The sequence below is a fragment of the Arthrobacter zhangbolii genome, from assembly GCF_022869865.1.
GTDB lineage: Bacteria > Actinomycetota > Actinomycetes > Actinomycetales > Micrococcaceae > Arthrobacter_B > Arthrobacter_B zhangbolii.
Genome location: NZ_CP094984.1, coordinates 1,275,994 through 1,301,303, shown reverse-complemented (window position 1 = coordinate 1,301,303; position 25,310 = coordinate 1,275,994). Strand labels below are relative to the sequence as shown.

Annotated in this window: 26 protein-coding genes; 4 read left to right on the top strand and 22 right to left on the bottom strand. The window is 66.6% G+C overall.

The window, feature by feature from the left end:
• Positions 1-43 precede the first annotated feature (43 nt).
• On the top strand, positions 44-1,225 hold the full coding sequence (locus MUK71_RS06040) for a heparan-alpha-glucosaminide N-acetyltransferase domain-containing protein (protein ID WP_227929010.1): 1,182 nt from the start codon (positions 44-46) through the stop codon (positions 1,223-1,225).
• A 49-nt stretch (positions 1,226-1,274) separates the two neighbouring features.
• On the opposite strand, the gene MUK71_RS06035 is transcribed toward MUK71_RS06040, so the two are convergent.
• The 9 genes from MUK71_RS06035 to modA form a co-directional block, all read right to left on the bottom strand.
• A complete protein-coding gene (locus MUK71_RS06035) occupies positions 1,275-1,748 on the bottom strand; it encodes a hypothetical protein (protein ID WP_227904431.1) in 474 nt (157 codons plus the stop codon).
• 8 nt (positions 1,749-1,756) lie between these two features.
• Complete coding sequence (gene dapB, locus MUK71_RS06030; RefSeq protein WP_227929009.1) at positions 1,757-2,515, bottom strand: 4-hydroxy-tetrahydrodipicolinate reductase; 759 nt, start codon at positions 2,513-2,515, stop codon at positions 1,757-1,759.
• A gap of 20 nt (positions 2,516-2,535) precedes the next feature.
• Positions 2,536-2,973 carry a molybdenum cofactor biosynthesis protein MoaE gene (locus MUK71_RS06025; RefSeq protein WP_227904427.1) on the bottom strand — a complete coding sequence of 146 codons (438 nt, stop codon included), beginning with the start codon at positions 2,971-2,973 and terminating at the stop codon, positions 2,536-2,538.
• On the bottom strand, positions 2,963-3,463 hold the full coding sequence (locus tag MUK71_RS06020; protein ID WP_227929008.1) for a MogA/MoaB family molybdenum cofactor biosynthesis protein: 501 nt from the start codon (positions 3,461-3,463) through the stop codon (positions 2,963-2,965). The genes MUK71_RS06025 and MUK71_RS06020 overlap by 11 nt, the downstream gene beginning before the upstream one ends.
• Positions 3,460-3,972 carry a cyclic pyranopterin monophosphate synthase MoaC gene (gene moaC, locus MUK71_RS06015; RefSeq protein ID WP_227929007.1) on the bottom strand — a complete coding sequence of 171 codons (513 nt, stop codon included), beginning with the start codon at positions 3,970-3,972 and terminating at the stop codon, positions 3,460-3,462. Before moaC ends, MUK71_RS06020 begins: the two co-directional genes overlap by 4 nt.
• 39 nt (positions 3,973-4,011) lie before the next feature.
• Complete coding sequence (locus MUK71_RS06010) at positions 4,012-5,370, bottom strand: molybdopterin molybdotransferase MoeA (protein WP_227929006.1); 1,359 nt, start codon at positions 5,368-5,370, stop codon at positions 4,012-4,014.
• Positions 5,371-5,414: 44 nt separating this feature from the next.
• Positions 5,415-6,983: a molybdopterin-dependent oxidoreductase gene (locus MUK71_RS06005; RefSeq protein WP_227929005.1), complete on the bottom strand. Its 1,569-nt coding sequence runs from the start codon at positions 6,981-6,983 to the stop codon at positions 5,415-5,417.
• A gap of 76 nt (positions 6,984-7,059) precedes the next feature.
• A complete protein-coding gene (gene modB / locus MUK71_RS06000; RefSeq protein WP_227929004.1) occupies positions 7,060-7,938 on the bottom strand; it encodes a molybdate ABC transporter permease subunit in 879 nt (292 codons plus the stop codon).
• On the bottom strand, positions 7,938-8,711 hold the full coding sequence (gene modA, locus MUK71_RS05995; RefSeq protein WP_227929003.1) for a molybdate ABC transporter substrate-binding protein: 774 nt from the start codon (positions 8,709-8,711) through the stop codon (positions 7,938-7,940). The genes modB and modA overlap by 1 nt, the downstream gene beginning before the upstream one ends.
• Before the next feature lie 38 nt (positions 8,712-8,749).
• Here modA and moaA point away from each other — a divergent pair, with 38 nt between their 5' ends.
• Positions 8,750-9,904 carry a GTP 3',8-cyclase MoaA gene (moaA, locus tag MUK71_RS05990; RefSeq protein ID WP_227929002.1) on the top strand — a complete coding sequence of 385 codons (1,155 nt, stop codon included), beginning with the start codon at positions 8,750-8,752 and terminating at the stop codon, positions 9,902-9,904.
• A complete protein-coding gene (locus MUK71_RS05985) occupies positions 9,905-10,165 on the top strand; it encodes a MoaD/ThiS family protein (RefSeq protein WP_227904417.1) in 261 nt (86 codons plus the stop codon).
• Positions 10,166-10,237: 72 nt separating this feature from the next.
• Here the strand turns inward: MUK71_RS05985 and MUK71_RS05980 are convergent, their stop codons facing one another.
• The 8 genes from MUK71_RS05980 to truB all read right to left on the bottom strand — a co-directional run bounded on the left by MUK71_RS05980 (position 10,238) and on the right by truB (position 18,239).
• On the bottom strand, positions 10,238-11,635 hold the full coding sequence (locus tag MUK71_RS05980) for a M16 family metallopeptidase (protein WP_423723769.1): 1,398 nt from the start codon (positions 11,633-11,635) through the stop codon (positions 10,238-10,240).
• On the bottom strand, positions 11,636-13,861 hold the full coding sequence (locus MUK71_RS05975) for a polyribonucleotide nucleotidyltransferase (protein ID WP_227904416.1): 2,226 nt from the start codon (positions 13,859-13,861) through the stop codon (positions 11,636-11,638).
• 359 nt (positions 13,862-14,220) lie between these two features.
• Complete coding sequence (gene rpsO / locus MUK71_RS05970) at positions 14,221-14,490, bottom strand: 30S ribosomal protein S15 (protein WP_227904415.1); 270 nt, start codon at positions 14,488-14,490, stop codon at positions 14,221-14,223.
• 133 nt (positions 14,491-14,623) lie between these two features.
• A complete protein-coding gene (locus MUK71_RS05965) occupies positions 14,624-15,607 on the bottom strand; it encodes a bifunctional riboflavin kinase/FAD synthetase (protein ID WP_227929001.1) in 984 nt (327 codons plus the stop codon).
• Positions 15,608-15,708: 101 nt separating this feature from the next.
• Positions 15,709-16,416, bottom strand: a complete 708-nt coding sequence (locus MUK71_RS05960) for a DUF4345 domain-containing protein (RefSeq protein WP_227929000.1) — start codon at positions 16,414-16,416, stop codon at positions 15,709-15,711.
• A gap of 84 nt (positions 16,417-16,500) precedes the next feature.
• Entirely contained in the window at positions 16,501-16,959 is a 459-nt protein-coding gene (locus MUK71_RS05955) for a hypothetical protein (RefSeq protein WP_227928999.1), read from the bottom strand.
• Complete coding sequence (locus MUK71_RS05950) at positions 16,956-17,330, bottom strand: hypothetical protein (protein WP_227904411.1); 375 nt, start codon at positions 17,328-17,330, stop codon at positions 16,956-16,958. Before MUK71_RS05950 ends, MUK71_RS05955 begins: the two co-directional genes overlap by 4 nt.
• Positions 17,331-18,239 (bottom strand): tRNA pseudouridine(55) synthase TruB, encoded by a 909-nt coding sequence (truB, locus tag MUK71_RS05945; RefSeq protein ID WP_227928998.1) that lies wholly within the window; start codon positions 18,237-18,239, stop codon positions 17,331-17,333. It abuts the gene before it with no gap.
• A 74-nt stretch (positions 18,240-18,313) separates the two neighbouring features.
• Here truB and MUK71_RS05940 point away from each other — a divergent pair, with 74 nt between their 5' ends.
• On the top strand, positions 18,314-19,498 hold the full coding sequence (locus MUK71_RS05940; protein ID WP_227928997.1) for a pyridoxal phosphate-dependent aminotransferase: 1,185 nt from the start codon (positions 18,314-18,316) through the stop codon (positions 19,496-19,498).
• Positions 19,499-19,578: 80 nt separating this feature from the next.
• Here the strand turns inward: MUK71_RS05940 and rbfA are convergent, their stop codons facing one another.
• The 5 genes from rbfA to rimP all read right to left on the bottom strand — a co-directional run bounded on the left by rbfA (position 19,579) and on the right by rimP (position 25,279).
• Positions 19,579-20,052, bottom strand: a complete 474-nt coding sequence (gene rbfA, locus MUK71_RS05935; RefSeq protein ID WP_227904408.1) for a 30S ribosome-binding factor RbfA — start codon at positions 20,050-20,052, stop codon at positions 19,579-19,581.
• A gap of 144 nt (positions 20,053-20,196) precedes the next feature.
• The gene (gene infB / locus MUK71_RS05930; RefSeq protein ID WP_227928996.1) at positions 20,197-23,100 is read right to left on the bottom strand and encodes a translation initiation factor IF-2; all 2,904 of its coding nucleotides are present in this window, start codon (positions 23,098-23,100) and stop codon (positions 20,197-20,199) included.
• A 132-nt stretch (positions 23,101-23,232) separates the two neighbouring features.
• Positions 23,233-23,634, bottom strand: a complete 402-nt coding sequence (locus MUK71_RS05925) for a YlxR family protein (protein WP_227904406.1) — start codon at positions 23,632-23,634, stop codon at positions 23,233-23,235.
• A 49-nt stretch (positions 23,635-23,683) separates the two neighbouring features.
• A complete protein-coding gene (gene nusA, locus MUK71_RS05920; RefSeq protein ID WP_227904405.1) occupies positions 23,684-24,655 on the bottom strand; it encodes a transcription termination factor NusA in 972 nt (323 codons plus the stop codon).
• Complete coding sequence (gene rimP, locus MUK71_RS05915) at positions 24,656-25,279, bottom strand: ribosome maturation factor RimP (protein ID WP_423724618.1); 624 nt, start codon at positions 25,277-25,279, stop codon at positions 24,656-24,658.
• Between the last annotated feature and the right edge of the window lie 31 nt (positions 25,280-25,310).

Below are 25,310 nucleotides of genomic sequence, written 5' to 3'. Positions count from 1 at the left end.
GGGCAGGTGAACCGGTTGGACGGTGCGTGAGACGATTCTGTGCATGATCCAACGCCGCCTCACCGGCATCGACGCTGCCCGCGGGATAGCCCTGCTGGGTATGATCGCCACCCACACCCTGCCGCTGTACAACCAGGAAACCGGGTACGGCACGCTCACCGGCCTGGTCTTCTCCGGCCGGTCCTCGGCCCTGTTCGCCGTGGTGGCCGGCGTCGGGCTGGCGCTGCTCACGGGCGGCAGCCAGCCCCATGAAGCGAAGGCAGTGAACCGGGACCGGCGCGGCATCGCGGTCCGTGCGCTGATTATTGCCCTCGTCGGGCTGGCCCTGGGCGGGTTGCAGACCAGCATCGCCATCATCCTCTTCCACTACGCGGTGCTGTTCCTCCTGGCGCTGCCGTTCGTGGGGATGCCGTTGCGGCGCCTGGCCGTTTGGACGGGAGCATGGCTGCTCGCCTCCCCCGTGCTCGCCTACCTGCTGCGCGGCTGGCTGCTGGAGAATCTATCGCCGGCGGAGATTGACGGAAACCTCACGTGGGATTCCTTCCTCGCCCCGGCAACCCTGGCGGCGGATGTGTTTGTCACCGGTTTCTACCCCGTACTCCAGTGGCTGAGCTACATCCTGCTGGGCATGGTCATCGGCCGGCTGACGCTGACAAACCTGCCGGTACAGGTCGGGCTGCTCGCCGCCGGTATTTTCGCAGCGGTTACCTCCAAGTTCCTTTCCTATTACCTGCTGGGTTCACTGGGCGGCTTCGATGCCCTGCAGGCAACCGCGTCCGGGCAGCGGTGGCCGCTGGCCCGCATGCTGGAAGTGAATCTCAGCCCGGTGGAACAGACCGGGTCCTGGTGGTGGCTGGCGCTGGCCGGGCCGCATTCCAATACGAGCCTGGACATGCTGCACGCAGCCGGCACCGCGGCCGCGGTGCTGGGCGCCTGCCTGCTGCTCACCCGGGCACGCCCGAATCTGCTGCTGCCGCTCTCCGCCGCCGGCGCCATGACGCTGACGCTCTACAGCCTGCATGTGTGGGTCATGAGCGTGGTGGACCTGCAGGTTCCGCCGCTGGAGCCGATGCCGGTGTTCTGGATCCAGGCCACGATCTACGTGGTGCTGGCCATCCTGTTCCAGCGTATCGAAGCACGCGGGCCGTTGGAGTTCCTGACCTCCGGTGCATCCCGGCTGGCCCGCGGAAAGTCAGGGGCGGGCACGGCGGCGCGCAAACGCTGACCCGCCGGATTAACGGTAGAAAGGAAATGCCGGAGGAATCCGGAGCGGGTCAGTTGCCCTTTGAGCCGAACAGCTTGCCGGCCTGCCGCATGGCACGCCGTGCCCGGGTCCGGTCCCCCGCGGCGTCATAGGCGCAGGACAGCCGGAACCAGCTGCGCCAGTCCTCCGGGGCCGCTTCCGTTTCCGCCTTGTACTGCGGGAACTGCGCATCGGCAGCGGCGCGAACAATCCGTCCGCCCGGTGTCCGGGGCAGGTCGTCAACCGGGAGCCGGCCCTCCTCGGCCAGGATGGAAGCCATCTTTTCCGTCCGGGCACCGAAGGTCAATTCACGGATCAGGGCCCATGCACCCACCACCGGCAGTACCAGGTAGGCGGCGCCCATGAGTTTGGCCGGGATTTCCGGGGAGGTCAGCAGCAGCCAGCCGCGCTGCGCGGATACCACCAGGTAAAAAAGCAGCAGCAGGGTCACCAGCGCCACACCAAGCTTGGCACGGTTGGAAAAGAGGCCGGAGAAGAAAGACAACGTGATCCTTAGTCGTTCAGGTTGAGGTAGCCGTCAAGACCGACGGTCAGTCCGGGATGCTCTGCAACCTGCCGCAGTCCCAGCAGGACGCCGGGCATAAAGGACGCCCGGTCAAAGGAGTCATGCCGGATGGTGAGCTGCTCGCCGGGACCGCCCAGGAGTACTTCCTGATGGGCCACAAGCCCGCGCAGCCGGACCGAGTGCACGTGCACACCGTTCACTTCGGCGCCGCGGGCTCCCGGGAGCTCCTTGGTAGTGGCGTCCGGGGACGGTGCCACCCCTGCCTCCTCGCGTGCCTGTGCGATCAGCGAGGCGGTGCGGACTGCTGTGCCCGACGGCGCGTCCACTTTGTCCGGGTGGTGCAGTTCGATCAGTTCCACTGATTCGAAGTAGCGTGCGGCCTTCGCGGCGAAGGCAGTTGCCAGGACCGAGCCGAGCGCAAAGTTCGGGGCAATGAGCACACCGGTACCCGGGGAGGCCTGGAGCAGCTCCTGCAGCCGGGCCAGCCGGCCAGCATCCCACCCGGTGGTGCCCACTACGGCGTGGATGCCGTGTTCGACGGCGAAACGGACGTTGGCTTCGGTGCTGTCCGGCACGGTCAGGTCCACCATGCAACGCGCACCGGCGGAGACCAGCGTTTCCAGCGGATCGGTCCGGCCCAGGGCCGCCACCAGTTCCATGTCTTCGGCTGCCTCGACGGCGGCCACGGCTTCGGATCCCATCCGGCCCGAGGCGCCGAGCACCGCTACGGCAAGTTTTTCCTTCATAGCCTCAAGATTACCGGTGCTCACGGCCGGTCACTGACGCCCACCCACTCGGTGCTGCCGTCGGTAAAGCCCTGCTCCTTCCAGATGGGCACATTCGCCTTCACGGCGTCCACCAGTGCCGAGCAGGCGGCGAACGCGGTGCCGCGGTGTGCCGAGGCGACGGCGGCCACGAGGGCGGCGTCACCGATCTCGAGGGCTCCGGTGCGGTGTCCCACCCAGATGCGGACGCCGTCGTACGCCGCCGCGATTTCCCCCGCCACCTGCGCCAGGACCGCTGCGGCGGTGGGGTGGGCACTGTAGCCGAGGGAAGTCACCGTTTTGCCGTCGTCGTGGTTGCGGACAATGCCGCTGAAGAGCACTACGGCTCCGCACTCGGGTGACCAGGCCTGGCGTTCTGCCTCGGCGGTGCTCAGGGGTTCGGCGGAGACTGTGGCCCGCAGGACTTCGCTAGTGTTCACGCTTGCCTTCCAACTGGCCGCAGATGTGGCCGATGATCGGTTCCAGCACGGCCAGCCCGTCGGCGACGGCGGACGGGGACCCGGGCAGGTTCACAATAAAGGTGCCGCCGGCGGTGCCTGCGTATCCGCGGCTGATCGCCGCCATGGGTGTGGATGCGAGCCCCTTGGCACGGATGGCCTCCATGACCCCCGGAAGCTGCCGGTCCAGCAGCGGTTCGGTCAGGTCCGGGGTGACATCATCCGGGCTCAGGCCGGTGCCCCCGCTGGTCAGCAGGACGGACGGGGCCAGGGCGAGGATCCGCCGCAGGGAAGCGGAAATCTCATCGCCGTCGGGCACTACTTCCGCCAGCACCAGGTCATAGTCCAGGGCGTACAGCCAATCGGCGATCAGCGGGCCGCATTCGTCTTCGTAGACACCGGCAGCTGCCCGGGTGGAGGCGATCAGGACGGCCGCGGTGCGGCGCGGGGCCGCGGGTACGGGGGTGCTCACAGCTTCCAGTCTCCGCTCTTGCCGCCGGACTTGGCCAGCACCATGGTGTCAGTGATCCGGGCGTGCTTATCCACCGCCTTGATCATGTCGTAGAGCGTCAGCGCGGCCACCGAGGCGGCAGTGAGGGCCTCCATTTCCACGCCGGTAAGCCCCTTGGTCTTTACGGTGGCCTGCACCAGGACGTCCTGGTCCCGCGGAGTGAAGTCCACCGTGACCTTGGTGAGCGGCAGCGGATGGCAGAGCGGGATGATGCTGGAGGTCTGTTTCGCGGCCATGATCCCGGCCACCCGGGCGACGGCGATGGCATCGCCTTTTGGCAGGCCGCCGTCGGCGATCAGCCGCAGGACGTCGGCGGTGGTAACCAGCACGGACTGCGCTGTGGCCTGCCGCGTGGTTTCGGGCTTGCCGGAGACATCCACCATGTGTGCTGAGCCGTCATCGCGGACATGCGTTAATCCGGCGGTCTGGTGGTTATCAGGTTCGGCGCTCACGGGGCGTCCTTTCGGCATGCGGCGCCCGGATGAGGGCACTGCGGGATGGTTCAGCTGTTAGTCCACAAGCAATACTGTCACTTCCGCGCCTTCGGGGAGCTTTTCGGTGCCCACCGGAACCAAGATGAGCGCATTGGATGAGGCCAGGGCATGCATCAGGTGCGAGCCGGGGCCGCCCACCGGCACCACGGTCCCGTCCGGGCAGTACCGGCCGCGGCGGATCTGGTGCTTCCCGGGCGGACTCTGCAGCGGTTCGGTCAGCCGTGCCTGCACCTGCACCCGCGGGCGCGGCGTGCCGGTGACCGCTGCGAGGGCCGGGCGCAGAAACATTTCAAAGGACACCAGGGAGCTGACCGGATTCCCGGGGAAGCCCAGGAAGGGCACCCCGTCCACGGTGCCGATCCCCTGGGGGCCGCCGGGTTGCATGGCAACGGACAGGAACCGGACCTCCGCAGCCGCCAGCGCCTGGCGCACCACCTCGTAGGCACCCTTGCTGATCCCGCCGGAGGTAAGCACCAGATCGGGAGCGTCTGCGGCGATGTCCGCCCGCAGCCGTTCGAGGAATTCCGCCGGAGAATCGGCCAGGATCCGTGACCGCAGCACGCGGGCGCCGGCGGCTTCCAAGGAGGAACGGAGCAGGGTGGTGTTGGCGTCATGAATCTGCCCCGGGCCCAGCGGCTGGCCCGGTTCACGGACTTCGTCACCGGTGGTCAGCAGCAGCACCCTGGTGCGCGGACGCACGGCAACGCGGTCCAGCCCCAAGCCGGCAAGCAGTCCCAGCTGCAGAGTACCCAGAACGGTTCCACCGGACAGGGCCAGTGCGCCTGCGGCAATGTCGCTCCCGGCCCGGCGCACAAACCGGCCGGGCGGAATACCGGCGGGAAGCTGCACACTGCCCGCGGTCCCCGCGGGCAGGAAATGGTCGGGATCGCAGGCTTCGATGGGAACCACGGCGTCCGCCCCCTCGGGCAGCATGGCACCGGTCATAACGGGTGCGGCGGTGCCGGGCTGCAGCGGCGGCGGGGCGCTGCCGGCCGGAATGTGGGCGGCTGTCGCCAGGCGGATGCCGGCGGCGGATCCCGCTGCGGGCCCGCCCGGACCGGCGGCCGCGGATTCTCCGGCCGATTCCCCGGCCGGCATTGCCAGGTCCGCTGAGCGAACGGCATACCCGTCCATTTGGGAATTGGTAAACGGCGGAAGGTTTCCCGGCGCATGCACATCGGCGGCCAGGACCCGGCCCGCGGCCTCCGCCACCGGCACGGTTTCGGCAGCCGGCGGGTGTGCTTCAAACCAGTGCCGCAGCAGCTCCGCGACGGCCGCCTGGTGCGCCGCAACACTCCGCGGACCGGGACCGGGCACAGCGTCCGTGCCGGTGTCGGTTCCTTCGGTTCCCTGCGGGGCGGATTGTCCGGACATTGTCCTCCTAGCTGATGCGGTATCCGGCCGGGCGGTTCCGTGCCTCACCGTGCCGTCACCCGAATTGTATGCAGGCCGGTGGCGCCGTCGGGCAGCACGGGGCGTTTCTCCTCCGCCTGCCTTGTACCGTTGGCATCCACGGCGCGGACGCTCAGGTCATGTCCGCCGGGGGTCAGCTCCACCGGCAGCGAGTACTGCCGCCAGGTGTCCGCCGAAATGCCCGGCGCCAGCTGCGCATCCTGCCACTCGCCGTCGTCCACCCGGACCTGCACGGCACTGATGCCGGTGTGTTGCGCCCAGGCCACCCCGGCCACGGTAACCGTGCCGGCAGACACCGGGTTCCGCCCGGGGACGTCAATGCGGGAGGAGAGCTTGACCGGTCCGCGCTCGCCCCAGCCCCGTTCGGTCCAGTACGCCGTCTCATCGGCAAAGCGCGTCACACGCAGCTCGGTGACCCATTTGGTGGCGGAGACGTAGCCGTACAGTCCCGGGACCACCAGCCGGACGGGGAAACCGTGCTCCAGCGGCAGCGGGTTCCCGTTCATTCCAACGGCAAGCAGGGCATCGCGGTTATCGGTCAGCGCTTCCAGCGGGGTGGAGGCGCTCCAGCCGTCCCTGCTCGTGGACAGGACCATGTCCGCACCCGGCCGGATGCCGGCCTGAGCGAGCAACTCGCGCACGGGCCAGCCCAGCCACCGGGCGTTGCCGATCAGGTTCCCGCCCACTTCATTGGAGACGCAGGCCAGCGTGACGTAGCTTTCCTGCAGCGGCTTGGCCAGCAGGTCAGCAAACGTCAGCTCCACCTCGCGGTCCACCATTCCCGTGACCCGCAGCCGCCACTTGTCCGGATCGATGACCGGCACGCTCAGGGCAGTGTCAATACGGTAGAAGTCCGCGGCCGGTGTCACCAGCGGCGGCAGCCCCTGCACGGCGAGTTCGGCACCGGCCGGAACAGGCGCTGCCGCACGGGCCGGAACCGGCAGCCGCACAGCGTCACGCAGTGCCAGCACCCCCGCCTGGCCGCCCCTGGCCACGGCGGAGAGCGCCGTGCCGAGCAGGGCCACTGCCGCTCCCCCGCCCACAGCGGCAAGGACGGCGCGCCGTCCGGCCCCGACGGCCTCGGGGGTCCTCGCGTCCGCGAGCTGACGGACGCGCGCGGCCAGTGCGCGCAGGATCAGGACGGCGACGACGCCGGCGGCCACCGGCGGGAGTACCGCCAGCAGCCCGCCCTGCGGCCGGCTGAGCACGGCAACCAGGCCGGCAGCGCCGAAGGCACCGAGGATCAGCGACCCGGCCGGCGGGCGGCGGAGCTCCAGCCATCCCGCGGCGACGGCGGCGAGGGCAATAATCAGTGCCATGCCGGTCAGGAGCGCGGCTTTGTCGGCCGTGCCGAACAGGGCGATCGCGGCGTCCTTCACCGGACCGGGAACGGCATCAATCACTGCGGAGCCGACGGCGGAGACCGGTGACAGGGACGGGCTCAGGATCGCTGCCAGCAGTTCACCGGCAGCCACCCCCACCGCTGCGGCCACCAGCCCTGCGGCGATGGCCCATCCCTTGGTGTGCCGCGGGGCGGGACGCGGGGTGGGCCCGCCCCGCCGGGTTCGGTTCATGGCTGGTCCATTCGTTTGCAGGCCGGCATTCCCGGAGGCGTCACGGTGGAACGCAGGCCGTTCCTGGCGGTAAAGGTCATCGCGGCAGCAGCCGTCCGGTGCCCAGCCGCGCGAGCAGCAGCACCAGCAGGTACAGGGCAATTAGCATCAGGCAGATCCCCAGAGCCGCCTGCGGCTGGTTGGAGTTCAGGCTCAGTTCTATCTGCAGGGGCAGCGTCCGGGTGCGTCCCTCGATGCTGCCGGCAAAGGTGATGGTGGCACCGTATTCGCCCAGCGACCGGGCGAAGGCCAGCAGCGCCCCGGCCACAATTCCCGGCAGCGCCAGCGGCAGCGTGATGTGCCGGAGGATGGCAGTGGGGCCGGCGCCGGAGGTGGCAGCGGCCATCTCAATGTCCTTGTCCACGGCTGAAAGGCTGTTCAGCGAGGCCACCACAAAAAACGGAAGCGAGACGAATACCTGGACAATAACGACGGCGGCCGGCGAGTAGCCCACATCCACCCCGGCGGCGCCCAGCAGTTTCCCGGCAATCCCCTGCCGTCCCCAGAAATAGAGCAGGGCTATGCCCGAGACCACCGGTGAGAGCACTAGCGGTATCAGCAGCACCCCCCGCATCAGCTGGATCCAGGGCCCCTGCAGCTTGCTGAACAGGACGGCAAGCGGCAGCCCCAGCAGTACGCAGATCAGCGTGGAGCACAGCGACGTGGCCAGGGACAGCCCCAGCGCGGTGCGTGCCGCCCCGGAGCCCAGCAGTTCGGGCAGCGAGGTCCACGGCACGTTGAGCAGAAGCGCCGCAACGGGGCCGGCGCACAGCAGCAGCGCCATTGAGGCCGGAATCCACAGCCAGCCCGGAGTGGTGGCGCGTGCCTCCCGGCTGAGCGGCGCACTCTTCCCGGAGACGGAACGGCCGGGCATGCTGTCACGGACCTGTTCATCCCGCAGCGGTTTCAGGGACATCAGGCACCGTCCCCGGCGGGCACAAACCCGGCTTCTTCGAGGATGGCAGCCGCCTCCGGGCCGCGCAGCCATTCATAGAAGGCAGCCGCGGCATCGTTGCCGGCGCCAACGGATGTCAGGGCTGCCGGATACGGGTTGGGCGGAGCCTCGGGAAGGGCGAGATAGGTGACGCCGGAGTCCGCCGCGGCCAGCGCATCGGTGCGGTAGACAAACCCGGCGTCCGCCTGTCCGCTGGATACCTTGGTCAGCACCGACCGCACGCTGTCTTCCAGGCTCGGTTCGGCCAGGTGCAGGTCCGCGGTTTCGAGCACGTGGTCCGCTGCCCTGCCGCATGGAACTGCCGGGGCGCACAGCGCCGTGCGGATGCCGTCCGCCGTCACATCGCGTAACACTGCGACGCCAGCGGGGTTGCCCGGTGCCAGGGCCAGTACGAGCTGGTTGGTCGCCAACACGGTCTCCCGGGCCAGCTCCGGGCGCACTGGCTCCAGTGCCTCGTTATCGGCGGTGATGACGACGTCGGCTTTGGCGCCGGACTGGATCTGGGCCACCAGCTGACTGCTGGAGCCCACGTTGACGCGGAGCCGTCCGCCGCCGTCGTAAGCAGCGTCAAAGGTCTCCACCACATCGGTCAGCGACGACGCGGCAAAGACCGTGATCCCTCCGGGCCCCTCCCCCGGGCGGGCCCCGGAGCCGGCACAGCCAGCGGCCGTCGTGGCCAGCATCAGCGCGGCACACAGGGCCATGGTCCGGCGGGGCCGGATTACAAAGCGCATTTATAGAGCCTAACTGTGAAAGGGCGTAACCTCGAGGGATGGGAATACAGCTGGGAATGCCTGCCGTTGGACCTTCCCGCCTGCCTGCGGGATCCAATCCCGCAGAAACCAGTACACCAGACAGTCCGCCGGCCGCCGGGCACGGCGTATCGCCTGCGCTCTCCCCCGCGGACGGTCTGCTGGACAGGTACGGGCGGCGCGCCACTGATATGCGGCTGTCCCTGACGGATAAATGCAACCTGCGTTGCACGTACTGCATGCCGGCCGAAGGGCTGGACTGGCTGGCCCGGGACAAGGTCCTCTCCCGCGATGAGATAGTCCGTCTGGTGCGTATCGGCGTGGACCGCCTGGGGGTGCGCGAGCTGCGCCTGACCGGCGGCGAACCGTTGGTGCGTGCCGACCTGGTGGAGATTGTGGCCGGGATCCGCGCCAATCATCCGGACCTGCCGATCTCACTGACCACCAACGCTCTGGGGCTGGATAAGAAGGCACAGGCGCTCAAGGACGCGGGCCTGACCCGGATCAATGTTTCCCTCGACTCACTGCATCCCGACACGTTTGCCCAGCTCACCCGCCGCCCGTTCCTGGACCGCGTCCTGCGCGGCGTGGAAGAGGCGGCGCGGGTCGGACTCGGCCTGGTGAAAATCAATGCCGTCCTGATGCGCGGAATCAACGACGCCGAGGCGCCGGACCTGCTGGAATGGGCCGTCAGCCGCGGCTTCGAACTGCGATTCATTGAGCAGATGCCCCTGGACGCAGACCACGGCTGGACACGGGACGGGATGATCACCGCCGCCGAAATGCGTTCCCTGCTGGAACGGGATTTTGTGCTGACCCCTGATCCGCGCCGGCGCAACGGTGCCCCGGCCGAGCGCTGGGAAGTGCGGCGGCGGGCAACCCCGGACATCGTCGCCGGCACCGTGGGCATCATTGCCTCCGTAACGGAGCCCTTCTGCGCCGACTGTGTGCGGACCAGGGTTACCGCCGAAGGGAAGGTGCGCAGCTGCCTCTTCTCCCACGAGGAAACCGATCTGCTGGCGCTGCTGCGCAGCGGCGCGGATGATGACGCCGTGCTGCGCCGCTGGCAGGAAGCCATGTGGGGCAAGCCCAAGGCCCACGGCATGGGCCATGCCGGGCTGGGGGCAGCGGATTATGTACAACCCGAACGAACCATGAGCGCGATAGGCGGCTAGGTGCTGATCCGATACTTCGGCGCTGCGAAAGCGGCAGCCGGCACAGAAGAAGAAACCCTCAACGAAGGACCGCTGCAGCTGGACCAGATGCTGGAGAAGCTGGCCGCTCTGCACCCGGACGCACCGGAGGGAACGCCGGTCCTCTCAACGGTCATAGGGCGCAGCACGTTTTTGGTCAACGAAGTGGCGGCAAGGGACAGGTCCCGCCTGCTCGGCCCTGACGACGTCGTGGATATCCTTCCGCCGTTCGCCGGCGGCTAGGCTGGCGGCTTCACCACACAAAAAAGGCACACCCGGGAGCGCCTGGCTCCGGGTGTGCCTCCTGCAGGAGAGTTAGAAGCCCAGTTCCGCCGCAGACTCGAACGGGCCCACCACGGTGATGGTCCGGGGTGCAGCGGCCAGCTCGGCGGCCAGGGCCTGAACCTGCTCAGCAGTCACGGACTGGATCCGGCGCAGCGACTCATCAATGTCGATGAACTCCCCGCTCACCAGCTCGGCGCGGCCCAGCCGGGACATCCGCGAGCCGGAGTCCTCCAGGCCCAGCACCATGCCACCGGAAATCTGGCCCAGTGCCTTGGCCAGTTCGCCCGGTTCCACGCCGTCGGCAGCGAGCCGTTCGAGCTCGCTGCCCAGCAGGTCGATGACCTGGCGGGTCTTGGCGGGCGAGCAGCCGGCATACATGCCGAAGTAGCCGGCGTCCGCGTACGACGCCGAGAAGGAGTACGTGGAATACACCAGGCCGCGCTTTTCGCGGATCTCCTGGAACAGGCGGGATGACATACCACCGCCCAGAATGGTGTTCAGCACGCTCATGGCAAAGCGGCGGTCATCGGTGGCGGTCAGGGATGGGCAGCCCATCACAATGTTGGCCTGCTCCACCGGCCGGTTGAACACGTGCACACCTGCGGTGCCCGAGATCTGCGCCGGTTCGGTGTTGCGCCGCGGCGAGGGGGTGGCGGCCGGGTCCAGTTCCCATCCGGCCGTGCGGAGTGCCTGCAGGACGAGGTCGCAGACCTGGTCATGGTTCAGGCCGCCCGCGGCGGTGATCACCAGCTCGTCCGGCCGGTAATAACGCCGGTAGTGGTCCAGGACGGCCTCGCGCGAGACGCTGCGGATCGCTTCCGGGGTGCCGCCGATGGGGCGTCCCAGGGGGTGATCCCCCAGCACGGCCTCGGAGAACTTTTCGTGGCAGAGATCAGCCGGATCGTCATTGTCCATAGCGATCTCTTCAAGAATGACGTCGCGTTCCTGCTCCAGCTCTTCGGGATCCAGGACCGCGGAGGTGACCATGTCGGTAATAACGTCGATGGCCATGGGCAGATCAGTGTCCAGCACGCGTGCGTAGTAGCAGGTGCTTTCCTTGGCAGTCGCGGCGTTGGACTCGCCGCCCACTTCGTCAAAAGCCGAGGCGATATCCATCGCCGAACGACGCGTGGTGCCCTTGAACAGCAGGTGTTCAAGGAAGTGTGTGGAGCCGTGCCGGCCCGCGGCTTCATCCCGCGAGCCGACACCAACCCAGAATCCGATGGCCGTGCTGCGCTGGCCCGGCATTTCCTCCGTCAGGACCCGGACACCGCCGGGCAGCACCGATCGGCGCACAACGGCGCCTCCCGGAGTGCCGACCACCAGGGTCGGGTCGGAGGGCAGGGTGGTCAGCGGAAGCTGGACAACCGTCCCGTGCTCCTTCGAAGAAGGAGTCACGGGACGGTTTCCATCGGAAAAGTCCGGCATTTACTCTGCAGACTCGGTTTCTGCTGCCTCGGCGCCTTCGGCGTCATCGGCAACCACCGGGGAGAGCGAAAGCTTTCCGCGGTCATCAATCTTGGTGATTTCCACCTGGACCTTCTGGCCCACGGAGACAACGTCGTCGACGTTGTCCACGCGCTTGCCACCGGCGAGCTTACGCAGCTCGGAGATGTGCAGGAGGCCGTCCTTGCCCGGGGTCAGGGAGACGAAGGCACCGAACGTGGTGGTCTTCACTACCGTACCGAGGTAACGCTCGCCGATCTCGGGGACCTGCGGGTTGGCGATCGCGTTGATCGCCGAGCGGGCAGCCTCGGCGGAGCCGCCGTCGGTTGCACCGATGAGGACGGTGCCGTCATCTTCGATGGAGATGTCAGCGCCGGTGTCCTCCTGGATCTGGTTGATCATCTTGCCCTTCGGGCCAATGACCTCGCCGATCTTGTCCACGGGGATCTTCACCGAGATGATGCGCGGAGCGAACTCGGAGAGTTCGTCCGGAGCGTCAATGGCGGCCTGCATAACATCCAGGATGTGCAGGCGTGCTTCGCGGGCCTGCTTCAGCGCTGCTGCCAGCACGGAGGCGGGGATACCGTCGAGCTTGGTGTCCAGCTGGATGGCCGTGACGAACTCGGAGGTACCGGCAACCTTGAAGTCCATGTCGCCGAAGGCATCTTCGGCGCCGAGGATGTCGGTCAGGGCGGCGTAACGGGTTTCGCCGTCAACCTGGTCGGAGACCAGGCCCATGGCGATACCGGCAACCGGAGCGCGCAGCGGGACACCGGCATTAAGCATGGACAGCGTCGAGGCGCAGACCGAACCCATGGAGGTGGAGCCGTTGGAGCTCAGGGCTTCGGAGACCTGGCGGATGGCGTACGGGAACTCTTCACGCGAAGGCAGCACCGGAACCAGGGCGCGCTCGGCGAGGGCACCGTGGCCGATTTCGCGGCGCTTGGGCGAACCCACGCGGCCGGTCTCACCGGTGGAGTACGGCGGGAAGTTGTAGTTGTGCATGTAGCGCTTGCGCGTCACCGGGGACAGCGAGTCGATCTGCTGTTCCATCTTCAGCATGTTCAGCGTGGTGACGCCCAGGATCTGGGTTTCGCCGCGCTCGAAGATTGCCGAGCCGTGCACGCGGGGCAGAACCTCAACCTCGGCGGTGAGCTGGCGGATGTCCGTCAGGCCGCGGCCGTCGATGCGTACCTGCTCCTTGAGGATGCGCTGGCGCACAACCTGCTTGGTGACGGAACGGAAGGCAGCGGAGATTTCGCCTTCGCGGCCTTCGAACTTCTCGGCCAGCTCGGCCTTGACTTCGTCCTTGAGGACGTCGGCTGCGGCGTCGCGCTCCTGCTTGTCGGCAATGGAGAAGACCTGGGCCAGCTTGGCTGCGGCTGCGGCTTCAACGGCCTCGTACACGTCATCCTGGTAGTCCAGGAAGATCGGGAACTCGACGGTGGGCTTGGCGGCGCGTGCTGCCAGGTCCGACTGGGCGTCGCACAGGACCTTGATGAACGGCTTCGCCGCTTCAAGGCCTTCAGCAACGATCTCTTCGGTCGGGGCGGTGGCGCCCTCGTCCTTGATGAGGTTCCAGGCGTTGTCGGTGGCTTCGGCCTCGACCATCATGATGGCGACGTCGTCACCGGCAATGCGGCCGGCAACCACCATGGAGAAGACGGCGCGCTCCAGTTCGGAGTGCTTCGGGAAGGCAACCCACTGGCCGTCGACCAGGGCAACGCGGACGCCGCCGATCGGGCCGGAGAACGGCAGGCCGCTCAGCTGGGTGGACATGGACGAAGCGTTGATCGCGACGACGTCGTAGAGCACGTCCGGGTTGATTGCCAGGACGGTGACGACTACCTGGACCTCGTTGCGCAGGCCCTTGACGAAGGCGGGGCGCAGCGGGCGGTCCATCAGGCGGCAGGCCAGGATGGCTTCGGTGGACGGACGGCCTTCGCGGCGGAAGAACGAGCCCGGGATGCGGCCGGCAGCGTACATACGCTCCTCGACGTCCACGGTCAGCGGGAAGAAGTCAAAGCCTTCACGCGGGGACTTGCCGGCGGACGTAGCCGAGAGCAGTGCGGTGTCTTCGTCGATGTAGACCATTGCCGCGCCGGCTGCCTGCTGGGCAAGGCGGCCGGTTTCGAACCGGATGACGCGCTTGCCGTATTTGCCGTTGTCAATGACGGCTTCTGAGAACTGAATTTCGGGACCCTCCATATGAGAGCCACCTCCGTTTCTTCTGTGGGCGGAGGCACCCAGCATCGTTTCAAAACTTCCTTCCGCACGGCATGGGCCGTACGTTCAACACCCGGTCTTCGATCGAGGTCCACGGGCGGATATCTCCCGGAGACCACTACCGAGGACCGCGAATGCTGCGATGCTGGCTGACTCCTATGGTGTTTTGCTGTACTGCTTACTGCTTACTGCTTAGGTACTTCTTTGCGGGTCCCCGCAGCTGTACTGCAGGGACCGTTCGCGATTCAGACAGGTGCGCTTCCGGCTTTCCCGGTGTCCATGCCTGCCTGCGCAAAAGGCGGCTCCCCGTGCGGATGCACAGGTGCCGCCTTCCACAAAGACTATCGACGCAGGCCGAGGCGCTCGATGAGCGCACGGTAGCGGGCGATGTCGGTCTCGCGCAGGTAGGTCAGCATACGACGACGGCGACCAACCATGGCCATCAGGCCGCGGCGGGTGTGGTGGTCATGCTTGTGGGTCTTCAGGTGCTCGGTCAGGTCGAGGATGCGCCGTGAAAGCACAGCAACCTGAACCTCGGGGGAACCGGTGTCCCCTTCAGCCCGAGCGAATTCCCGGATGATCTCCTGCTTGACGGCGGGATCGAGTGCCAATGTAACTCCTAGAGTTGTGCCGTGAGGCCCGAGTCAGCACTTCGCTGCCGGGAATCTTCGTGTTCCTCGGACTCACGTCCTCAGACACAAAGAAATTCAGCCGCCACGGACCGCAGCCGAATTTGAATCCAGTTTACCCGGCCATGCCGCTTTCTGTCGAAAGGACGCTGCGGGTGCGTTCCACGTCCAGACGCATCTGCTCCACCAGGGCCTCCGGTCCGGTGTAGGCCACCATGCCGCGCAGCCGCTCCACGAATTCCACCACTACATGCTGGCCGTACAGATCAAAGTCCTCAACCTGCTCCGCGGGGCGGTCGATAACGTGCGCTTCAACCTGCCGGCTTACGCCCTCAAACGTCGGGTTGGATCCGACGGACACAGCTGCGGGCCAGCGGGCCCCGGACTCGTCCACCAGCCAGCCTGCGTAAATCCCGTCTGCCGGGATCAGCCCGGAGGCATCGGTGGCAAGGTTGGCTGTGGGGAAACCCAGTTCCCGGCCGCGGGCTGCACCGTGCACCACTTCTCCGCGCATCCGGTGCGTGCGGCCCAGCAGGCGGGCGGCAGTCCTGACGTCCCCTTCGCGGAGGGCTTCGCGGATCCAGGTGGAGGAGCAGCGCCGGCCGGACTCCGGCCCGTCCGGCAGGGCGCCGAAATCATCCACGGCCTCCACGCCAAAGCCGAGTTCCCGGCCCAGTTCGCGCATGGTCTCCAGGTCTCCGGCGTTGCCCCGGCCGAACCGGACGTCATGGCCTATGACCACGGTTTTGACGTGCAGGGCGTCCACCAGGACCGTGCGGACAAATTCTTCGGCAGTGAGCGCGGCCAGGTCGAGGCTGTAGTGCATCATCAGCAGTCCGTCCAGGCCGGTGTCCGCCAGCGCCTGGACCCGGTCCACTGTGCCCATGATCAGTTCCGGGGCGGTATCCGGACGGTGGACCTGGGCGGGGTGCGGGTCAAAGGAAATGGCTACCGCCGCGGCGTCCTGCTCGCGGGCAGCTTTCACCAGCCGGGCCAGGACATGCTGGTGACCCAGGTGCACGCCGTCGAAGTTTCCGATGGTGATTACTGTCGGACCAATGCCGGCCGGTACCTCCGCCAGGTCATTCCAGTAGTACACACAGGCTCCTTCAGAATTCTCCAGTGCCGGTCCAACGGCCGGTTCAGCCACCGGGGCGTTGGCCGCGCCGGGACCTATCCATTATGTCCGATCAATGCCGGTCAGCGGGCACCGCCGGCGGCTCCGGGCTCGGAGCCCCCGGTTTCCGGGGGTCCCTGCCCGCTGTATTCGCGGCGCAGTTCGCTGGTCTTGGCTATGAATCGGTGCCAGACGAGCAGCGCCGGCGGGAAGGCGAGTTCAACGATCATGAGCACAATGAAGGTGAAGTGCGGTGTGCCGGAGAACGCCCAGGACAGTACCCGGCCGATGCCGCCCAGGAAAACCATCAGGCAGACCAGCCACAGCATGTTGGCCCACTGGAATTTCACGGCAATGGCGACAAATGCGGCGCCCACACCCACCATCATGGCGGAGAAGAACCGGAACTGGCTTTCCAGTGTGGGGTTGACCTCTCCCCCGCTGCCGTCCGGCAGTCCGGCCGTTCCGGTAATCAGGTTGTAGAGACCGAACCCGGCCACCAGGACACCGACGCCGATGACCACCGTCCGGAACACACCCCAGTCATCGCTGGTTTTGTAGGGCTTGGCTGCCTTGGTGCGTGTACGGCTTTGCCCGCCACCCTTGGAGGGGCGGGCGGGCGCAGACCCCTGGCTTGCGGTTCCGCCCGGCTCCGAGTCCGTGCGGCTGCCTGCGGCTACCGCGTCCCGGGACTGCGGCCGTGCGGCTCCCCTGCCGCCGTCCTGCGGGGTCTGACGGCCGGGTGGTGTTTCCCGTGGCGTTTCTCCGGGCGTTGGCGCTGCGTTGCTCATGGCTTCCCCTGACGAAATCGGCACTGCTGCTTGTTCCTGCCATCGTCTCACGCCGCCGCACCAATCAGGTAAGCATGCTTATCCCTAGTGCCGGGCGTCGCTCCGGTGCCGGTAGAGCCACCAGAGACCGATTGCGGGAAGCACCAGCGGAACATACCCGTACCCGCTGCCGAACCCGGACCAGACGGTATCGTCCGGCAGCGCGGAGGGATCGAACAGGCCCAGGAATCCGACGGCGAGCACGCCCGCCATTTCCACCCCTACGGCAACAACCGACACCTTGTAGGCGGTGGGACCGGAGCGGGCCAGGCCTACCGTCGCCACAATGTAGACCGCTGCCGCGAAGGCCGAGAGCAGGTAGGCCAGCGGGGCATGGTCAAACTTGGTGGCGATCTGGAAGGCGGCCCGTGCACTGGCAGCCAGCGCGAAAATCGCATACACGGCAACCAGCAGGCGTCCCGGCCCGGCGTTGCGTGCTGCGGGCTCCGGGTTCTCCCCGTCGGGGAGTCCGGTGATCTTCCGGGATCCGGTGTTGCGGTTCATAGCAGGTTTACTCCATCCCAGATCTGCTCCATGCGGAACAGCATGACAAATACGGTGACCCCCACAGCCGAGAGCACTATGTTGCTCCAGCGGCTGCGGTCCATCAGTGACCACCAGACTGCGCCCACGGGAATAACCATGGCCGTCAGCAGGTAGCCCCAGAACTCCCACGCCTCCCCGGCAATCCCCTGCCCGCCGGCAAGCCGGACCAGCGAAACAACGCCATAGACCAGCAGGAACAGTTCCACGGCTGCCGCGGAGAGAATGGTCAGGTCATTCGGGCCCTGCTTCAGGATGGCCGCGCCGATGCACAGCACCACCGACACCAGGCAGACCAGGGAACCAATAATAAAAAGCGGATCCACGGCCATCTATGCTTTCTCGTTTCCGGGGGCGAACACCAGCAGGGCCTTGGCATGGTCACCCTTGTCTTCCAGCAGGCCCACCACGTGGCCCTGCTGGTCCATGGCGGCAACCGGTGCCGGCACGCCGCTTCCGGTGGCACTGATCCGGCGGCCGTGGGAGAGGTCATCCGCCTCCGCGGCGCTGAGGTGCCGGACCGGGAACAGGTCCGCGGCGGCGTCGTCGAGGTCCGTGACCCGCAGCTCTTCGGCCAGCTGCTCCAGCGTGGAGGCCGCTTCGATGCCGAACGGGCCCACCCGGGTGCGCCGCAGTGCCGTCAGGTGCCCGCCGACGCCCAGCTCCGCGCCCAGGTCCCGGGCCAGGGCCCGGATGTAGGTGCCGGAGGAGCATTCCACGGTCACATCGACGTCGCGCAGCTTGCCGCCGTTCTCCCGGCGGATGTCATGGATTTCGAACCTCGAGACGGTGACCGGCCTGGCCGGCAGGTTAACCTCGCCGCCGGCACGTACCTTGGCGTAGGAGCGTTCACCGTTGACCTTGATGGCGCTGACGCTGCTGGGCACCTGCTCAATGTCGCCGGTCAGGTTCTGCACGGCAGCCCGAATGTCCTCATCGGTCACCGCTGCGGCAATGGTTTCGGCAGTGATGTCCCCCTCGGCATCATCGGTCACCGTGGACTGACCCAGCCGGATAGTGGCCTCGTAGGTCTTGGTGGTGCCGACTATATAGGTCAGCAGGCGCGTGGCCTTGTTGATCCCGACCACCAGCACTCCGGTGGCCATCGGGTCCAGGGTGCCGGCGTGTCCGACCTTCCGCGTACCGGCGAGCCTCCGCAGGCGTCCGACCACATCGTGGCTCGTCCATCCCTGCGGCTTGTCCACAATAATCAGTCCTGAACGGACCTGCCCTGAATTCACGCCTTTCAGTATATGTTGCGACGCACTGCCTCCGGGGCACGCACGCTTTCGGGCAGCGGCGATAGCATTCGACTATGGCACAGCTTGCACCTCACGTCCGAAGCGTCCCGGCGAACCAGATCCGGGAGATCACCCAGGCGGCGTGGGCCCGGCCGGACTCCATTGTGCTGAGTATCGGCGAGCCGGGGTTTCCTACCCCGGGCCATATTCTGGATGCCGCGCGGGCCACGCTGGACCGCGACGAAACGGGATACACCCCCAACGCCGGCATTGCGCCGCTGCGGCAGGCGTTCGCGCAGCGTACAGGTGCCGGCATTGGCCGGGAGGTTGACCCGGGCAGGGTCTTCATCACCTCCGGGGCCCAGCAGGGACTGCATCTGGCCATGAGCGTGCTGCTGGACGCCGGGGACGAGATCCTGGTCCCCAACCCGGGGTATCCCACCTTCGCCATGACTGCCGCACTGCTGCACGCGGTCCCCGTGGAATATCCGCTCTACCCCGAACACGGGTTCCAGCCCCGCATTGAGGACATTGAAGCGCTTTTGACGCCGCGCACGAGGGTGCTCCTGCTCAACTCCCCCTCCAACCCCCTGGGCGCCGTGTTCAGTGCCGACCTGACGCGGGACCTGGTTGATCTGGCCCGGCGGCACGATCTGTGGATCATTTCCGACGAATGCTACGAGGCATTCACCTTCGACGTGCCGCACGTGAGTCCGCTGGCTTTCGACGGCGTGGACGGGGAACGCGTGATCACTTCCCTGACGCTGTCCAAGACGTACGGTCTGACCGGCCTGCGCATCGGTGCCCTGGTGCTTCCGGCCGGAATGGAGACGGTCCTGAACACCGTTATGGAATCCATCGTCTCCTGTGTCGCCTCCCCGTCCCAGTACGCGGCGCTGGCTGCCCTTACCGGCCCGCAGGACTATGTAGAGGAGGCGTCCGCGCACTACCGCGCCAACCGGGACGCAGCCTGCACGGTGCTGGATGAAAAGGGAATCAATTATCTGCAGGCCGAGGGGGCTTTTTACCTCTGGGCTGATGTATCCCATGTATCCGGTGGAAACGTACGGGACTGGACACTGCGTTTCCTGGACCGGCAGGGAGTGGCGGTGGCACCGGGGACGGCCTTCGGCTCAATCGGTGAAGGCTGGATCCGGATTGCACTGTGCGGGGACCGGGCCGAACTGCTCGAAGGGCTCGGCCGGCTCCCCGGGCGCCCGGCACTGCCGCAGCCGGCGGGGAAACGCTCAGCGGCTTAACGCCAAAAGGGGTAGGAAACCGTCAGCGGTTTCCTACCCCTTTTGGGCCCGGCGCCTGGGCGGGCCGGGGACATCAGGAACTACTTTGACTCGGTGTCCACCGAAGCGTCGGACTCGAGATCCTCGTCGAAGTCTTCCTCATCCTTGCGGTACGGATCGGCGTCGCCTGCGTACGTGGCGCCTTCCTTCAGCGCCGCCAGTTCGGCGTCGCGTTCCTTCGCCGCACGGATGAGCTCCTCGAGGTGCCCGGCGTTGACCGGAATCTCGTCAGCCACGAATTCGAGCGTAGGCGTCAGCCGGACAGTGATGTTCTTGCCCACCTCCGCACGCAGGATTCCGCGCGCCGATTCCAGGGCGGCCTTCGTGTCAGCCTGCTGTGCTTCATCGCCAAAAACGGTGTAGTACAACGTGGCATGCTGCAGATCATTGGTGACCCGGGCATCGGTGATGGTGACGAAGCCCAGCCGGGGATCCTTGACCCGCCGTTCGAGCGCCTGGGCAACTACTACCTTGATTCGGTCAGCGAGTTTCGCAGCGCGTGCTGGATCTGCCATTACCTCTCCTTACCTGAGAACAATCGGGCGCACAACGGCGCCGGCGAAGGCCGGGCGTTGTGTGCGTTTGCGGTGGGCCGCACCACGGCCGGACAACCGGCCGGTACGGGGCCGCCGGTTTCCCGGCGGCCCCGGCCACGGTTGTTAGACGCGCGGCTTTTCGCGCATTTCGAAGGTTTCGATGATGTCACCTTCGCGCAGGTCGTTGAACGAGCCAAGACCGATACCACATTCGAAGTCCGTCCGGACCTCGGTGGCGTCATCCTTGAAGCGCTTGAGCGAGTCCACGGTGAGGTTCTCACCGATGAGCTTGCCGTCGCGGGTAACCCGCGCCTTGGCGTTGCGGCGGATGACACCGGAGCGGACGATCGAGCCGGCGATGTTTCCGAACTTGGAGGAACGGAAGACTTCGCGGACCTCGGCGGTGCCGAGCTGGACTTCCTCGTACTCGGGCTTGAGCATGCCCTTGAGGGCGAGCTCAATGTCATCGATGGCTGCGTAGATGACCGAGTAGAAGCGCATGTCCACGCCTTCGCGCTCGGCCAGGTCGGCAACACGCTCAGCCGGCTTGACGTTGAAGCCGATGATGATCGCGTTGTCCACGGTCGCCAGGTTGACGTCGTTCTGCGTGATGGCACCAACGCCGCGGTGGATGACGCGCAGCTGCACGCCTTCGCCGACGTCGATCTTGAGCAGCGAGTCTTCCAGGGCTTCAACGGCACCGGAGACGTCACCCTTGAGGATGAGGTTGAGGGTGTCAACCTTGCCCTCGGCCACTGCCTTGTCGAAGTCTTCAAGGCTGATGCGCTTGCGGCGCTTGGCCAGGGCGGCGTTGCGGTCCGCTGCCTCACGCTTTTCAGCGATCTGGCGGGCGGTCCGCTCGTCGTCGGTAACGAAGAAGGTGTCGCCTGCACGGGGAACGTTGGACAGGCCGAGCACCTGGACCGGGCGTGAAGGCCCTGCCTCGGTGACGTTGTCGCCGTTCTCGTCGAACATGGCACGGACGCGGCCGTGGGCCGTGCCTGCCACGATCGTGTCGCCGACCTTCAGCGTGCCGGACTGGACCAGCACGGTTGCCACCGCGCCGCGTCCCTTATCCAGGTTCGCTTCGATCGCGATGCCGCGGGCATCCTTATCCGGGTTGGCGCGCATGTCCAGGGCAGCATCTGCGGTCAGCAGAACGGCCTCGAGCAGGGCGTCGATGTTCAGGTTCTGGCGGGCAGAGACCTCAACGAACATGGTGTCGCCACCGTATTCTTCGGGAACCAGGCCGTATTCGGTCAGCTGGCCGCGGACCTTCTCCGGGTTGGCGCCTTCCTTATCGATCTTGTTCACTGCCACCACAATCGGCACGTTGGCTGCCTGTGCGTGGTTCAGTGCTTCCACCGTCTGCGGCATAACGCCGTCGTCGGCTGCGACAACCAGGACCGCAATGTCGGTGACCTTGGCACCACGGGCACGCATGGCGGTGAACGCCTCGTGGCCCGGGGTATCAATGAAGGTGATGGCGCGTTCGGTGCCCTCGTGATCGAAGTCGATCTGGTAGGCGCCGATGTGCTGGGTAATGCCGCCGTGTTCGCCCTCAACAACGTTGGAGTTGCGGATGGCGTCCAGCAGGCGGGTCTTACCGTGGTCAACGTGACCCATAACGGTGACTACCGGAGGACGTGCTTCAAGCTCGTCGTCGCCTTCGGCTTCCAGCTCGGCCTCGAAGTCAATGTCGAAGCTGCTCAGCAGTTCGCGCTCTTCGTCTTCGGGGGAAACAACCTGGATCTTGTAGCCCAGCTCCTCGCCGAGGACACCGAAGGTCTCCTCGTCCAGGGACTGGGTGGCCGTTGCCATTTCACCGAGGTGGAAGAGCACGGTCACCAGTGCAGCCGGGTTTGCCTCAATCTTGTCAGCGAAGTCCGTGATGGACGCACCGCGGCGCAGACGGACAACAGTGTTGCCGTCGCCGCGGGGTACCGAAACGCCACCCAGCGACGGAGCTGACATCTGCTCCAGTTCCTGCCGCTTTGCCCGCTTCGACTTGCGCTGCTTGCCACGGCCTGCGCCGCCCTTGCCGAAAGCACCGGCAGTGCCGCCGCGTCCGCGGCCGCCCTTGCCGAAGCCGCCGCCAACGGGTGCGCCGCCACCGGTACCCGGGGCTCCGCCCGGTCCGCGGCGGGGTCCGCCACCGGCACCCGGACGGCCCGGGGCTGCCGGACGCTCGGTGCGGTTGGGCATCATGCCCGGCGTAGGCCGGTTTCCGCCGGCACCGGCCGGACGGGGTGCGCCACCCGGACGCGGTGCACCCGGACGGGGTGCGCCGGGACGCGGTGCACCCGGACGCGGCGCACCGGGACGGGGTCCACCTGCACCGGCAGCGGGACGCGGGCCTGCGGCACCGGGCGTACCCGGGCGTTCGGTCTCGTCACGGCGTCCACCCGGACGCGGCATGCCCTGGGAGGTGGCAAACGGGTTGTTGCCCGGACGCGGTGCGCCGGTTCCACGTTCGCCTTCACCCCGGCCGCGTGGCCGGGGCATTCCCTGGGAGGTGGCAAACGGGTTGTTGCCCGGACGGGGACCACCGGCGCCGGGACGCGGTGTGCTTCCGGGACGGGGTGCCTGCGAGGCGGGCTTCTCAGCCTCGGCTGCCGGTGCAGGGGTTTCCGTAGCCGGTGCGGGTGCGGCCGGTGCAGCCGTTTCAGCGGCAGGCGCTGCGGGAGCGGGTGCTGCCGGAGCCGGAGCTGCGGGTGCAGGGGCTGCCGGAGCGGCTGCCTGCTCGGCGGCCGGTGCTGCCGGAGCCGGCTTGCCGGGCTTGGGAGATGAAGATGCTGCCGGACGCGGCGTGGAATCGCCGGCGGCAGGCTTGGCATCGGTCGCCGGTGATGCGGCGGCCTTGTTGTCAGACGCCGGGAAGGCGCCTCGAAGTTTCTTTACTACCGGGGCCTCAATGGTGGAGGAAGCGGAACGGACGAATTCGCCCAGTTCCTGCAGTTTTGCAACTGCATCCTTTGAGGTAATGCCGAGCTCTTTAGCAAGCTCGTGTACGCGGACCTTGGCCACATTTCTCCTGTCTCGGTCCGCACCGAGCCAGGTACGAACCGTCTATTTGCTGCGGGCTTCCACTGCAGTTACAGCGGGGCCCATCACAGAGCACAACAAAGCACTCATCGCTGGGTACTCATCGGGTTTCCATCAGATTTCTGACCCGCTTTCAGGTTGGACGGTTTCGAGGCCGTTCCCGGTCGGAACGTTCTCAAGGGCCTTGAACCACCGTTCAACGTCCGTTATTCCCGCCGGGCCCTTGAAGGCCCGGGGAAATGCCGATCGTTTCACTGCCAGTCGCAGGCATGCTGGGTCGGGATGCAACCAGGCACCCCTGCCAGACACGCGGCGACGTTCATCGACACGGACGGCGTAAACGCCTTCCATGCTGACACGCGCCAGCCGCAGCAGAACAGCCTGATCACTTTTTTTCCTGCACCCGATGCATGTTCGCTGCGGAACATGCGGGCGCCGGCGCTGCTCGGTTTCCGGGGCAGCGGCCGAAGCGGCTGCCGGTGCCTGAGCGGCGGAAAGTGATCCGGCCTTATACATTCTAGCGCCTTTCCTGCCCGGCGCCGCATCGGCTTCCGGCACTGCCGGCCTAGGAGGCCTTGGCGTCGGAAACGATGTCGATCCGCCATCCGGTCAGCTTGGCGGCCAAACGTGCGTTCTGGCCTTCCTTGCCGATGGCCAGAGACAGCTGGTAGTCGGGGACCACCACACGCGCCGCACGCATGTCCTCGTCCGTGATGGTCACCGAGTTAACGCGCGACGGCGAGAGCGAGTTGGCAATAAACGTCGCCGGATCCTCGCTGAAGTCGACAATGTCGATCTTCTCGTCGTGCAGCTCGTTCATAACGGCACGCACACGCGAACCCATCTCACCGATGCACGCACCCTTGGCGTTGATGCCGGGGACGTTTGCCTTGACGGCAATCTTCGTGCGGTGTCCGGCTTCACGGGCCAGGGCCACGATTTCCACGCTGCCGTCTGCGATCTCCGGAACTTCCAGTTCAAACAGCTTGCGTACCAGTCCCGGGTGGGAGCGGGAGAGCGTGATGGACGGGCCCTTAAAGCCGCGGCGCACATCCACTACAAAGGCACGCAGGCGGGAACCGTGGGTGTACTTCTCCCCCGGCACCTGCTCGGGCGGCGGCAGGAGCGCCTCCACTGATCCGAGGTTGACCTGGATCATGTGCGGGTTGTTGCCCTGCTGGATCTGGCCTGAGACCAGCTCCCCTTCGCGGCCCTTGAACTCGCCGAGGATGTTGTCATCCTCCACATCTCGCAGGCGCTGCAGGATGATCTGGCGGGCGGTGCTGGCGGCAATGCGGCCAAACCCGGCCGGGGTGTCATCGAACTCCCCCACGGCGGTGCCGTCGTCGTCGACCTCCGTGGCCCAAATGGTCACGTGGCCGGTCTTGCGGTCCAGTTCCGCGCGTGCAGTGTCCTGCGCGCCGGTGGTCTTGTGGTAGGCAACCAGCAGAGCCTGCTCAATGGTCGGAATGAGCAGATCCAAGGGGATCTCCCGTTCGCGTTCCAGCAGCCTCAGTGCACTCATATCTATATCCATCTAGGCCTCCTCAGCTGTGGTTTCATCCGGGGCGTCCTCGCCTGCCGGGTCGTCTTCAAGGTGGGCGAATTCAACTTCAACGCGCCCCTTGCGGATGTTGGCAAACGGCAGGTGGACCGGGTCCCCCTGCTTGGCCTTCATCCCTTTTTTGACCGGGATTTCCGGTATTAACGTCACGCCGTCGTCATCGACGGAAACTATGCGGCCCATCATGTCGTCCCCGCGGCTTGCGGAGACCGAGACCATGCGTCCGACATTCCGGCGCCAGTGGCGCGGCTCGGTCAGGGGCCGGGAGACCCCGGGGGACGAAACCTCAAGGCTGTAGGGCCGGCCGTCGTCGTGGGGGTCATTGTCCATCGCGTCTGAAACGGCCTGCGCCGCTACGGAAATCGCGTCCAGGCTCACGCCGCCTGACTGGTCCTCCGGAAGATCCACCACAACATGGACCGTGCGGTGGGCACCGGCCATCTTGATTTCGATGTCTTCGAGGAAAAGGCCCTGCATCTGAACCGTGGGAGCCAGGTAAGTCTTGAGCCGCTGCGTCTCTGCGGCTACTTCCGCACGCATCGCATTCTTCCGATAATCCGATGACGTGTCTTTTTTGGGGTTGGGCCGAACCGCCATAGCTGCCTCCCACTAGATGTTGTTGTAATAC

Excerpts from the sequence above, each read along its gene's own strand:
- MUK71_RS06040 (WP_227929010.1), top strand. The coding sequence starts at position 44 with ATGATCCAACGCCGCCTCACCGGCATCGACGCTGCCCGCGGGATAGCC.
- dapB (WP_227929009.1), bottom strand. The coding sequence starts at position 2,515 with ATGAAGGAAAAACTTGCCGTAGCGGTGCTCGGCGCCTCGGGCCGGATG.
- moaC (WP_227929007.1), bottom strand. The coding sequence starts at position 3,972 with ATGCCGAAAGGACGCCCCGTGAGCGCCGAACCTGATAACCACCAGACC.
- MUK71_RS06010 (WP_227929006.1), bottom strand. The coding sequence starts at position 5,370 with ATGTCCGGACAATCCGCCCCGCAGGGAACCGAAGGAACCGACACCGGC.
- MUK71_RS06005 (WP_227929005.1), bottom strand. The coding sequence starts at position 6,983 with ATGAACCGAACCCGGCGGGGCGGGCCCACCCCGCGTCCCGCCCCGCGG.
- modB (WP_227929004.1), bottom strand. The coding sequence starts at position 7,938 with ATGTCCCTGAAACCGCTGCGGGATGAACAGGTCCGTGACAGCATGCCC.
- modA (WP_227929003.1), bottom strand. The coding sequence starts at position 8,711 with ATGCGCTTTGTAATCCGGCCCCGCCGGACCATGGCCCTGTGTGCCGCG.
- moaA (WP_227929002.1), top strand. The coding sequence starts at position 8,750 with ATGGGAATACAGCTGGGAATGCCTGCCGTTGGACCTTCCCGCCTGCCT.
- MUK71_RS05980 (WP_423723769.1), bottom strand. The coding sequence starts at position 11,635 with ATGCCGGACTTTTCCGATGGAAACCGTCCCGTGACTCCTTCTTCGAAG.
- MUK71_RS05975 (WP_227904416.1), bottom strand. The coding sequence starts at position 13,861 with ATGGAGGGTCCCGAAATTCAGTTCTCAGAAGCCGTCATTGACAACGGC.
- MUK71_RS05960 (WP_227929000.1), bottom strand. The coding sequence starts at position 16,416 with ATGAGCAACGCAGCGCCAACGCCCGGAGAAACGCCACGGGAAACACCA.
- MUK71_RS05955 (WP_227928999.1), bottom strand. The coding sequence starts at position 16,959 with ATGAACCGCAACACCGGATCCCGGAAGATCACCGGACTCCCCGACGGG.
- MUK71_RS05950 (WP_227904411.1), bottom strand. The coding sequence starts at position 17,330 with ATGGCCGTGGATCCGCTTTTTATTATTGGTTCCCTGGTCTGCCTGGTG.
- MUK71_RS05940 (WP_227928997.1), top strand. The coding sequence starts at position 18,314 with ATGGCACAGCTTGCACCTCACGTCCGAAGCGTCCCGGCGAACCAGATC.
- rbfA (WP_227904408.1), bottom strand. The coding sequence starts at position 20,052 with ATGGCAGATCCAGCACGCGCTGCGAAACTCGCTGACCGAATCAAGGTA.
- MUK71_RS05925 (WP_227904406.1), bottom strand. The coding sequence starts at position 23,634 with ATGTATAAGGCCGGATCACTTTCCGCCGCTCAGGCACCGGCAGCCGCT.
- nusA (WP_227904405.1), bottom strand. The coding sequence starts at position 24,655 with ATGGATATAGATATGAGTGCACTGAGGCTGCTGGAACGCGAACGGGAG.
- rimP (WP_423724618.1), bottom strand. The coding sequence starts at position 25,279 with ATGGCGGTTCGGCCCAACCCCAAAAAAGACACGTCATCGGATTATCGG.